Raw genomic sequence first — 6,947 nt, 5'->3', positions numbered from 1 at the left:
GCCAAAGCGATCAGGTTCACCCACTCCTGCCAATACTTCGGATCATTCCGGTCCTTGTCCTCCTTCAGCAACCGCTCCAACCAATCAGGCGAACGACGCCGGACCCGCAAACCACCAGGCAACACACCCTCACGCTTCAACGACGTCTCAACACAGGCCTCCATCACGGACCAGATATGCAAAAGACCCTCCCGGATCTCCTCCTCAGACCGGGACGCCCGCTCGTTGATGAACATGATGTCTGAAATCCCCAGACCCTTGGACGCACACCGGCCCAACAACTCCGCCGCCGTCCTGAACGGCAACGGCAACTCCGCCTTCGTCTCCTCCAACTCCTGCCGGGCAGCGTCCTCCTCACCCTCCCGGACAATGAACCCACCACCGACCGAAAAGAACGTCGCCTCATGCACGATGTTTCCCTCAGCATCAGCCACGGCGAACTTCATCCCGTTCGTATGCCGCGGCAACACCGTCAACGGATGCAACACCATATCCTCCACCGCATACGGCAACTCCACACCCCCACCGGACGCACCAGCAAGGTTCAGCACACCGCTCTCAGCGATCGAGGCCAGCCGCTCCTCGACCTCGTCCGGCAGGATCTCCTCGGGCTCGAAACCTTCCAGGCCCAGCAAGGTAGCAGTGAAGGTGCCGTGCCCCTTGCCCGTGGCAGCCAAGGAGCCATAAAGATCAACACGGAGCCCGGCCACGGCAGGAAGCACACCGGACTCACGCAGCTCACGGGCAAACACCGCCCCGGCCCGCATCGGCCCCACAGTATGCGAACTCGACGGACCAATACCCACGGAGAACAGATCGAAAACGCCAACAGCCATAGCTGGGATCCCTTTCAGGGAAGAGTGAAACAAAGACAAAGAATGTGGGGGCCGGGCCAATCCCGAGCCAAGGCGGCCCGGCCCCCGGAGGTCCCAGTGCGGACCTCCAACCCGGTCTTTATGTGGGCGCCCGTTCCCAAGCGACCGCCCACCCGGGAGATCAATGTGCCTACGCCGTGGAGCGCCTCGGCCGGAACAGGGGTTCGCTGCGAAACATGCCGTTCGCACGGCGCACTCCGCAGCGAGCCCCCGAATCGGTCAGCGCAACCTAGCGACTAGCCCAGGTTTGCCGTGCCCGGGTACAACGGGTGCGCGGCAGCGAGTGCTTCAACGCGGTGACGCAGCCCGGAAAGGTCCGCTTCGGCGTCGGCAATCAAAGCCTCGGCGATGATGTCCGCAACCTCACGGAAGGCCGCTTCACCGAAGCCTCGCGTAGCCAGCGCGGGCGTGCCGATCCGCAGGCCGGAAGTGACCATGGGCGGGCGCGGGTCGAAGGGTACGGCGTTGCGGTTGACGGTGATGTCGATCGCGGCGAGGCGGTCCTCGGCCTGCTGGCCATCGAGTTCGCAGTTGCGCAGATCCACCAGGACCAGGTGCACGTCCGTTCCACCGGAAACCACCGAGATGCCCTTCGCAGCGACGTCGGGCTGGATCAGGCGTTCGGCCAGGATGCGGGAACCGGCCAGGACGCGTTCCTGGCGCTCACGGAACTCCTCAGAGGCAGCGATCTTGAACGCGACAGCCTTGCCCGCGATCACGTGCTCCAGAGGTCCGCCCTGCTGGCCCGGGAACACGGCCGAGTTGATCTTCTTGGCGATGTCGGCGTCGTTGGAGAGGATGATGCCGCCACGCGGACCGGCCAGCGTCTTGTGCGTCGTGGACGTGGTGACGTGCGCGTGCGGGACCGGCGAAGGGTGCAGGCCAGCGGCCACCAGGCCGGCGAAGTGGGCCATGTCCACCATGAGGTAGGCGCCCACGGAGTCAGCGATCCGGCGGAACTCAGCGAAGTCCAGCTGCCGCGCATACGCGGACCAGCCGGCCACGATCAGTGCCGGTTTGTGCTCCTGGGCCAGGCGCTCCACCTCCACCATGTCCACGGTATGGGTGTCCTCGCGAACCCCGTACGGGACCACGTTGTAGAGCTTGCCGGAGAAGTTGATCCGCATCCCGTGCGTCAGGTGGCCGCCGTGGGCGAGGTTCAGGCCCATGATGGTGTCGCCCGGCTTGATCAGCGCGTGCATCACCGAGGCGTTCGCCTGCGCACCGGAGTGCGGCTGGACGTTCGCGTACTCGGCGCCAAACAATGCCTTGATGCGGTCAATGGCCAGCTGCTCAATGACGTCGACGTGCTCGCAGCCGCCGTAGTAGCGCTTGCCCGGGTAGCCCTCGGCGTACTTGTTGGTCAGCACCGAACCCTGCGCCTGCATGACAGCCACGGCAGTGTGGTTCTCGGATGCGATCATTTCCAGGCCGTCGCGCTGGCGGCCCAGTTCGTCGTCGATCTTTGCGGCGATCTCGGGGTCCAGCTCGGAGAGTTGGGCGTCCAACGACGCCGACACAACCTGCTGGTACTCGGTTACCGACACGGGGTTCACAGTTCGCCTCCGTTCGCTGCTGCGTATTCTTCGGCCGACATGAGGGGCCCTTCTTCGGTGGCGGCGACCTTGAACAGCCAGCCCTGGCCGTAGGGGTCGTTGTTGATCAGGGCGGGATCTCCGACAACGGCGTCGTTGATCTCGGTCACCTCACCCGTCACAGGCGAGTACAGATCGGACACGGACTTGGTGGACTCCACCTCGCCACAGGTCTCGCCCGCAGTGACTGTGGAACCAACCTCGGGCAGGTCCACGTACACGATGTCACCCAAAGCGTCAGCGGCGACGGCGGAGATCCCGATCCCCACAGGCCCGTCCCCGTCAGCGGCAACCCATTCGTGCTCGGCCGAGTATTTCAATTCAGCTACTACCTTGCTCATTCCAATTCCTTCTCTCTCTTCGAGTTTTTGTACAGCTGATGCCCTCAAAAGGGCCTCATAAGGGCGTTATGTGTACGAAAACTCTCATTTTTGGCGCTTGTAGAACGGCAGCGGCACCACTTCGAATGGCTCTGCCTTGCCGCGGAGGTCGACGTCCACGAAGGACCCGGGTTCGGAATGCTCGACGTCGACATACGCCAACGCCACCGGGTAACCCAGCGTCGGGCTTGGTTGGCCCGAGGTCACCTCACCGATGAGGGAACCGTCCTTGAGGACTGAGTAGTGGGCGCGGGCGGCTCGGCGACCGGTGCCCTTGAGGCCTACGAGCTTCTGGCCGATGGTGGTTCCGACGCCGGCAGCCTTGATCGCGGCGAGTGCTTCCTTGCCAACAAAGTCGCTTTCCTTGGCCAGGGAAACTACCGGGCCAAGACCTGCGGCGTAGGCGTTCACGTGGCGGGAGAGTTCGTTGCCGTAGAGGGGCATTCCGGCTTCGAGGCGCAAGGAGTCCCGGGCGGCAAGGCCGGCGGGGATGAGTCCGTGGCCTTCGCCTGCTTCCAGGAGCGCTTCCCACAGACCGGGGGCGTCAACGTTCGGGATGTAGATCTCGAACCCGTCTTCTCCGGTGTACCCGGTGCGGGCCAAGAGCAGGTCCTCGCCGTTGATGGATACCTCAACTGCTGCGTAGTACTTCAGCTCCGTCACCAAGGAGTGCTGCTCACCAGGCACCAGTTTCAGCAGAATCGCCTCGGCGTTCGGGCCCTGCACGGCGATCAGCGAGGTGTCCGCCGAAGCGTCCTGAACCACGACGTCGAAACCGGCTGCCCGCTCCGCCAGCGCCGCTGCGACCACCTTGGCGTTGCCCGCATTGGGGACCACCAGGAAGTTATCGTCAGCGCGACGGTACGTAATGAGGTCGTCGATGATGCCGCCGTCGACGTTGCAGATCAGCGAATATTTGGCCTTGCCCACCGCAATCGCGGACAACTTGCCCGCCAAGGCGTAGTCCAGGAACGCTGCGGCCTCGGGACCGGTGACCCAGACTTCGCCCATGTGGGAGAGGTCGAAGAGGCCGGCTGCGTTGCGGACCGCGTGGTGCTCGGCGAGTTCGGACTCGTATTTGAGGGGCATCTGCCAGCCGCCGAAGTCCGTGAAGGAAGCGCCGGCCTTTTTGTGTTGCTCGTACAGAGCGGTGTAGTTCTCAGACATGTCAGGAGTCCTTAGTTTTCGAAGTCCGTGAGGGGCGGGCAGGAGCACACGAGGTTGCGGTCCCCCGCGGCACCGTCAATGCGGCCAACCGGCGGGAAGTACTTGTCCTGCTTGAGGTGGTGGACCGGGAAGGCGGCCTGCTCACGCGGGTAGTCGCGGTCCCAGGCGGAATTTACGACGGCGGCAGCCGTGTGCGGCGCGTTGCGCAGCGGCGACTTTTCAACAGTGAAATCGCCGGTGGCCACCTGCTCGATTTCGGCACGGATGGTGATCATGGCTTCAATGAAGCGATCGATCTCTGCCAGGTCCTCGGATTCGGTGGGTTCCACCATCAAGGTGCCTGCCACCGGGAAAGCCAGGGTGGGCGCGTGGAAGCCGAAGTCGATGAGGCGCTTGGCCACATCCTCGGCCGTGACACCCGTACGGGCTGTCAGCTCGCGGAGGTCCAGGATGCACTCGTGGGCAACAAGCCCGCCTTCGCCCGTGTACAGGATGGGGAAGTGCTCATCCAGCCGGGAAGCCACGTAGTTGGCGGCCAGCAGCGCGGACTTGGTTGCCTCGGTGAGCCCCTGGCCGCCCATGAGCTTCACGTACGCCCAGGAGATCGGAAGAACCCCGGCGGAACCGTAGCGGGAGGCCGAAATCGCGACGCCGCCTTCGGCAGATTCACTGTTCGCGTCACCGGGCATGAACGGGGCCAGGTGTGCCTTGGCTGCAACCGGACCAACGCCCGGACCGCCACCGCCGTGCGGGATGCAGAAAGTCTTGTGCAGGTTCAAGTGCGAGACATCGCCGCCGAACTTGCCCGGCTGGGCCAAGCCCACCAGCGCATTGAGGTTGGCGCCATCAACGTACACCTGGCCACCGGCTGCGTGGACCGCATCGCAGACTTCGCGGACGTCGGCGTCGTACACACCGTGCGTGGACGGGTAGGTGATCATGATGCAGGACAGGACGTCCTTGTTGGCCTCAATTTTGGCCTTCAGGTCATCGTGGTCGATCGTGCCATCGGACGCCGTCGCCACTACGACGACCTTCATGCCGGCCAACACGGCCGAGGCTGCGTTGGTGCCGTGAGCCGAGGCAGGGATGAGGCAGACGTTGCGCTGGTCATCGCCGTTGGACAGGTGGTAGCCGCGGATGGCCAGCAGGCCTGCGAGCTCACCCTGCGAACCGGCGTTCGGCTGGATGGACACCTGGTCGTAGCCGGTGATCTCAGTGAGGTCGGCTTCCAGGTCTTCGATCAGTTCGCGCCAACCCGCCGTCTGGTGGTCCGGAGCGAACGGGTGGATCGAGGCGAACTCCGGCCAGGAAATGGCTTCCATCTCCGCGGTGGCGTTCAGCTTCATGGTGCAGGAACCCAAGGGGATCATGGTGCGGTCCAGAGCGAGGTCCCGGTCGGACAGCTTGCGGATATAGCGCAACAGCTGCGTCTCGGAACGGTGCGTGTTGAACACCGGGTGCTGCAGGAAATCAGAGGTGCGGACTACGTCTGCGGGCAGCTCGAACCCGGAGGCGTCCCCCACCGGGCCGGCACCAAAGGCGACGGCCACCGAGGACAGGACCTCCGGCGTCGTGGTTTCATCAACCGAAACCCCCACGGTGTCGGCGTCGATGATCCGCAGGTTGATGCCGCGGGCTTCGGCGGCGGCGATGACCTTGTCTGCTTTGCCGGGGACGCGGACGGTGAGGGTGCCGAAGAAGGAATCTGAGACGAGCTCGCGACCAGCCTTCTGCAGCGCAGTGGCAAGGGTGCGGGCGTGGCCGTGGACGGTTTCGGCGATCGCCTTCAGGCCTTCAGGGCCGTGGTAGACCGCGTACATCGAAGCCACGATGGCGAGCAAGGCCTGGGCCGTGCAGATATTGGACGTGGCCTTTTCACGGCGGATGTGCTGCTCGCGGGTCTGCAGCGCGAGGCGGTAGGCGGGGACGCCGGCGTTGTCCTTGGAGACTCCGACGATGCGGCCCGGGAGCGTCCGCTCCATGCCTTCACGGACGGCCATGTAGGCCGCGTGCGGACCACCGAAGAACAGCGGAACACCGAAGCGCTGCGCAGTTCCGACGGCGATGTCTGCACCTTGTTCGCCCGGGGGCGTGATGAGGGTGAGCGCCAGCAAATCGGCGGCCACGGTGACCAGTGCGCCGCGTTCCTTCGCGTCGGAAATGACGCCGGAGTGGTCGAAAACCCGACCCGAAGCACCGGGCTGCTGGAGGACGACTCCGTTGATGTCGCCGTCGGGCAGACCGGCGGAGAGGTCCGCGACCTCCACCTCGAAGCCCAGCGCCTCAGCGCGGCCCTTCACGATGGCGATGGTCTGCGGAAGGAGGTCGGCGTCCAGGACAGTCTTGCCATCCTTGGCCGTCTTGTTCTTGTTGGCCCGGCGCATCAACAGCACGGCCTCGGCCACGGCGGTGGCTTCATCCAGCAGGGAAGCGTTGGCAACGGGCAGTCCCGTGAGGTCCTGCACCATGGTCTGGAAGTTCAGGAGCGCTTCAAGGCGACCTTGGGAAATTTCAGGCTGGTACGGCGTGTAGGCGGTGTACCAGGCCGGAGCTTCGAGGATATTGCGGCGGATGACCGGGGGCGTGACGGTGTCGTAGTAGCCCTGGCCGATCATCTGAACCGCGGTCTTGTTTTTGGAAGCAAGCTTGCGCAACTCGGCGAGGACCTGCACCTCGGTGAGGGCGTCCTGCAGCTTCAGGGCGGTGTCCTGGCGGATGGAATCGGGGACGGCGACGTCTACCAGGCCGTCGACAGAGTCGTAGCCGATGGCCTTGAGCATGGTGTCAACGTCGGCCTGGCGGCGGGCGCCGATGTGCCGGTCCGCGAAGGCGGTGGGGGTTGATTGAACAGTCAAGAGGAACTCCATGATTCAGGCGCCCAATGAGCGCCACGATGATGTGGGGTTCCTCCCCGCTCTGTATTGGAC

At 64.5% G+C, this 6,947-nt stretch carries 5 protein-coding genes; all 5 read right to left on the bottom strand.

Going from position 1 to position 6,947, the window contains the following annotated elements; genetic code table 11:
- A partial coding sequence (locus tag ACR30Z_RS12845) for a serine dehydratase beta chain (protein WP_434372907.1) occupies positions 1–836 on the bottom strand: 836 nt, incomplete at its 3' end.
- A 275-nt stretch (positions 837–1,111) separates the two neighbouring features.
- Positions 1,112–2,431 carry a serine hydroxymethyltransferase gene (glyA, locus tag ACR30Z_RS12840; RefSeq protein WP_144648736.1) on the bottom strand — a complete coding sequence of 440 codons (1,320 nt, stop codon included), beginning with the start codon at positions 2,429–2,431 and terminating at the stop codon, positions 1,112–1,114.
- A complete protein-coding gene (gcvH, locus tag ACR30Z_RS12835; RefSeq protein ID WP_018780328.1) occupies positions 2,428–2,811 on the bottom strand; it encodes a glycine cleavage system protein GcvH in 384 nt (127 codons plus the stop codon). Before gcvH ends, glyA begins: the two co-directional genes overlap by 4 nt.
- Before the next feature lie 84 nt (positions 2,812–2,895).
- Positions 2,896–4,017, bottom strand: coding sequence for a glycine cleavage system aminomethyltransferase GcvT (gene gcvT, locus ACR30Z_RS12830; RefSeq protein ID WP_434372905.1), 1,122 nt, complete (start codon positions 4,015–4,017; stop codon positions 2,896–2,898).
- An 11-nt stretch (positions 4,018–4,028) separates the two neighbouring features.
- A complete protein-coding gene (gcvP, locus tag ACR30Z_RS12825; protein WP_434372903.1) occupies positions 4,029–6,875 on the bottom strand; it encodes an aminomethyl-transferring glycine dehydrogenase in 2,847 nt (948 codons plus the stop codon).
- Positions 6,876–6,947: the final 72 nt, after the last annotated feature.

Origin of the sequence: Paenarthrobacter sp. FR1, from assembly GCF_051106045.1 — a bacterium.
Classification (GTDB): domain Bacteria; phylum Actinomycetota; class Actinomycetes; order Actinomycetales; family Micrococcaceae; genus Arthrobacter; species Arthrobacter nitroguajacolicus_A.
Note: the sequence above shows the minus strand (reverse complement) of the source record. Positions and strands in the feature narration are given on the sequence as shown.

Excerpts from the sequence above, each read along its gene's own strand:
- gcvH (WP_018780328.1), bottom strand. The coding sequence starts at position 2,811 with ATGAGCAAGGTAGTAGCTGAATTGAAATACTCGGCCGAGCACGAATGG.
- gcvT (WP_434372905.1), bottom strand. The coding sequence starts at position 4,017 with ATGTCTGAGAACTACACCGCTCTGTACGAGCAACACAAAAAGGCCGGC.